The sequence below is a fragment of the Pseudoalteromonas sp. Z1A6 genome, from assembly GCF_011378745.1.
In the GTDB taxonomy this organism is placed as follows: domain Bacteria; phylum Pseudomonadota; class Gammaproteobacteria; order Enterobacterales; family Alteromonadaceae; genus Pseudoalteromonas; species Pseudoalteromonas arctica.
In genome coordinates, this window is record NZ_WTKW01000344.1 from 1 (window position 1) to 4,374 (window position 4,374).

Sequence of the window (4,374 nt, forward strand, 5' to 3'; positions counted from 1 at the left end):
AAAATAAAATCAATATTTACCCTAAACGTAAAAATAAGTCGTGTTTTTATAAAGGAATGAGAATGAAACAACTAACCCAAAATCTGCCTAAATGGCAAAAGAAGTCAGCACCACTACTGGGTCTACTTATTATTTTTTCGACTTGGGGCAATAGCAACCAAGCGATTGCTGCAACCGTTGATGTAGCAATCCCACAAAGTAGCTTATTTGACGTAATTAGCGCCCGCGCTAAAAAGTTAGCAAGCGAAGAATACGTGGCGCCTAAAAACATTGAGCTTGAAGCACTTAACAATATTGATTATCAAGATTACCGTTCAATTCGATTTAAAAAAGACAAAGCAGTATGGAAAGATGAAGGCCTGTACGAGCTGCAATTATTCCATCCTGGTTTTTTATATAAAACACCTGTGACAATAAATACCGTTGATAGTGACTCTAAACGCAGTCGCTTACCTTTCAGTACTGACTTTTACCAATACGATGGCACTGCTGCACCACTACAAGAAGAAATAGCTAAAAGTGTTGCGGATACTCAACTAGGCCATGCTGGATTTCGCTTACATTACCCGTTAAATACTAACGAGTATAAAGACGAAGTAATGGTATTTCAGGGAGCATCGTATTTTAGAGTTGTTGGCCCTCAGCAAGTTTATGGATTATCAGCTAGAGGCCTTGCCATTGATACTGCAGAAAATTCAGGTGAAGAATTTCCAATGTTCAAAGAGTTTTGGTTAGTTAAACCAAAGGCCGACCAAACACAAATTACCATTTTTGCATTATTAGATAGCCCATCTATATCGGGTGCATACAAGTTTAGTGTTGACCCTACAACTAATATGCTAGTTGATGTTGATATGCAGATATTTGCACGTAAAGATATTAAAAAGCTCGGCGTAGCTCCATTAACGAGTATGTTTTACCACGGTGAAAACAGTACCAAATTTTTTGATGACTATCGCCCTGAAGTTCATGACTCGGATGGCCTATTAACTCAATCTGCTGATGATAAATGGGTATGGCGCCCTCTTAACAACCCTTCACAGCTAAGTGTAACTTCGTTTTCATACAATAATCCAAAAGGTTTTGGGTTAGCTCAACGAGACAGAGATTTTAATAACTATCTGGACACAGAAGCACATTACCACAACCGCCCTAGTCTATGGATTGAACCACAAGGTGAATGGGGAAATGGCCGTGTAGAGCTTGTAGAGATACCTACTGACACAGAAACTAACGACAATATCGTCAGTTACTGGGTACCAGAAAAGCCAATGAAAGCCGGTGATTCATTAAAGCTAAGCTACAAAATGACGACCTTTAATGCAGTTTTAACTCAGCACGAGAAAGCGAGAGTACTGCGCACAAGGATCGGTAGCGCCGCTTTACCTGGTGAGGACAACCCTCCACCAAAAAGCCATCGCCAATTTACTGTTGATTTTACTGGGTCAGAAATAAATCAACTCTCTGAACAGTTAAAGCTAGATGCCGACATTCAACTTACAACAGGCGAAGTAACCGACGTGAATGTACAAAAACTGCCTGATTCACGCGGATGGCGTGTAGCCTTTAAAATTGCACCACAGGACGATCAACCCGTTGATATGCGTTTATCGTTAAAACTACGTGATAAAGAAATTAGCGAGGTATGGAGTTATGTTTGGTACCCAAATGACATCAAGTAATAAAGGTAAGGGCACTCCAATGCCATTCAAAACATTAAGAGTTTGGCTATTTGCTATTGCAGCGCTTGGCACATCTGGCTACGGCATATCTATTATGTTTGAGATTTTAAGCTCAAACGGTATGACATTACTTGAGTATGCTCTTTTAGTATTATTCTCAATCACTTTTGCCTGGATTGTAACGGCATTTTGTAGTGGAACAATCGGCTTTGTATTACAGCTATTACGAATTGACCCACTTACGCTAAAGCGTATTAAACCAATTGAGTTTAATAGTGAGGCAATTAACGCCCAAAAAACCGCCGTTGTAATGCCTATTTACAACGAAGACACCCACCGTGTTATCGCGGGCTTTGAAGTAAGTCTGCAATCGTTAAAAGAAACAGGCCAACTTGCAAACTTTGATTTTTACTTATTAAGCGACACGCAAGACCCAGAAATAGCTAAAAACGAGCTAAGTGCATGGCATGCATTGTGTGAACGTTTAGGTGATACGGCTAAAAACGTTTTTTATCGTCGTCGCGAAGATAACAAACACCGTAAAGTAGGTAACCTAACCGACTTTTGTGAGCGCTGGGGCAGCCAGTACGACCATATGATTGTGCTTGATGCAGATAGCGTAATGACCGGGAAATGTATGTTAGAGCTTACTACAAGTATGCTCAACAACCCACAAGCAGGCCTGATCCAAACTATTCCGATCCCTGTTCGTCAAGATACCTTTTTTGGCCGCTTTTTACAGTTTGCGTCAGTGCTATATAGCCCAATGCTCGCTACTGGCTCAGCTTTTTGGCAAACTGATAAAGCCAACTACTGGGGTCATAATGCAATCATTAGAGTTGAAGCATTTATAACGTGCTGTGGCTTGCCAACACTAAAAGGTAATGCACCTTTTGGCGGCGAAATTTTAAGTCATGACTTTGTAGAAGCTTCACTACTTCACAGTGCTGGTTGGGATGTATTGTTGCTATCAGATATTGAAGGTAGCTATGAAGAAGTACCAAGTAACATTCTAGACTACGCTGTACGCGATAGACGCTGGGTGCAAGGTAATATTCAGCACTTAGGTTTACTATCATCATCAAAATTAAAATTAATGAGTAAGCTACACTTTTTACTCGGTGCGACAGCCTATATTTCATCACTAATTTGGCTCTCAATGCTAGCGCTAAGTACTATTGATGCAGTAACGCGCGCATTAAATAGTGATGTGTACTTTAACCGTGTTTATCAATTATTCCCTACATGGCAAATAGCTAAAACCGATCTGATTGATTCACTCTTGTATTTAACTATTGTTATTTTATTAATGCCTAAACTAATGGGCATAATAGTAACCTTAATACATAGAAACAAACGCTTTGGTGGTTCATTTAAGCTCATACTAGGTTCAATCATTGAAACCGTATTCGCTATTATTGTTGCCCCATTAATGATGGTATTTCATGCTTACTTTGTACTTTGTGTGTTTTTAGGTAAAAAAGTGAAGTGGGATGCACAACCGCGCGAAGGTCGTATGGTTCCGTGGAAAGAGGCGTTTGGTTATACGTTATTCTCAACTATTGTGGCTATTGCATGGGGTTGTACGGCTTACTACTTCACACCAGTATTCTTTTGGTGGTTATCACCTATATTGCTGGGCTTAGTATTAGGCGCTCCGATTATCCGTTATACCAGTAGCATTAAACTCGGTGTACAACTAAGAAAGTTAGGTATATTTATTTGCCCTAGTGAAGTTGATAACGACTCAACTCTAGAAGCACTTAAAATACATCTAAAAGAAATTTCGGTACCAAAGGAAGGTGCTTATCCACAAACAATACCGGCACTACCACAAGAGCAGTTGGTAACAATGCCTATCCAGTCTTTTAAGAAGCCACGCAGGCTAAAGATGAAAGCGCTAAAAGCTAAGGCTATAAAAAAGTTTAATTAGCGCGTTATAAAATACAAAAACAAAAAAGGAGCGATTAATCGCTCCTTTTTGCTATCTAAATTAAAGATCAAGCATTGCATTTATCGCTAATATTTTCAATTTTGTTAGCTAACTTATTGCAGTACATTTTAGAAATAGCTGATTGCGTTTCATCATCAAGTTGCCAGTTATAAAAATGGAACGTTTTACCATTATCTAACTCCACCTTAAAAATGGTGAAAAGAAAAAACGAACTAAATGATACGCAACTAATTTCCTCGCTATTGATATAACGCTTTGTGCATAAACGCGTATAACAAATGCCTGCTTTATAACAATGTAAAAAACGAAGATGAAGAATATTAAAAGTAGTAATAATCAGTAGAGCTGGCATTACAGTGAGAAAAACAATTTTTAGGTTCACAGAAAATATAATATGAATTAAAAATATTAAGCTGAATGCTAAAACGCATTTTGTAAATTGTAGCCACCAGTTTGGTGCTAATTTAATAGATTTCATGATTGTTACGTCTTATATAGAATTAATAGCAAACGTCTCTGCTGCGGAGACTTCCTTATCTGACTTTAGAGCTCTAGTCTAAAAGTGCTAGTATTCTACATTACGTATATAGATGCATCAATAGAAGTTCTTAAAATTCATGCAGTTACATTTACTTTACAATTAACCTCTTATAAACCAACCAATTAAGTAATTGAGGTAAATAAATTGCTTTCTAGTACCTTTTTATTAATTAGTAACATAGGACTAATTAATAATAA

Annotated in this window: 2 protein-coding genes; both read left to right on the forward strand. The window is 38.0% G+C overall.

The window, feature by feature from the left end:
* Positions 1-62: 62 nt before the first annotated feature.
* Entirely contained in the window at positions 63-1,682 is a 1,620-nt protein-coding gene (locus GQR46_RS16735; RefSeq protein WP_101216230.1) for a glucan biosynthesis protein G, read from the forward strand.
* On the forward strand, positions 1,654-3,615 hold the full coding sequence (gene mdoH, locus GQR46_RS16740) for a glucans biosynthesis glucosyltransferase MdoH (protein WP_165726629.1): 1,962 nt from the start codon (positions 1,654-1,656) through the stop codon (positions 3,613-3,615). The genes GQR46_RS16735 and mdoH overlap by 29 nt, the downstream gene beginning before the upstream one ends.
* The last annotated feature ends 759 nt before the right edge of the window (positions 3,616-4,374 follow it).

Bases quoted from the DNA above. Each gene is read 5' to 3' on its own strand.
- mdoH (WP_165726629.1), top strand. From the start codon at position 1,654: ATGTTTGGTACCCAAATGACATCAAGTAATAAAGGTAAGGGCACTCCA.
- GQR46_RS16735 (WP_101216230.1), top strand. From the start codon at position 63: ATGAAACAACTAACCCAAAATCTGCCTAAATGGCAAAAGAAGTCAGCA.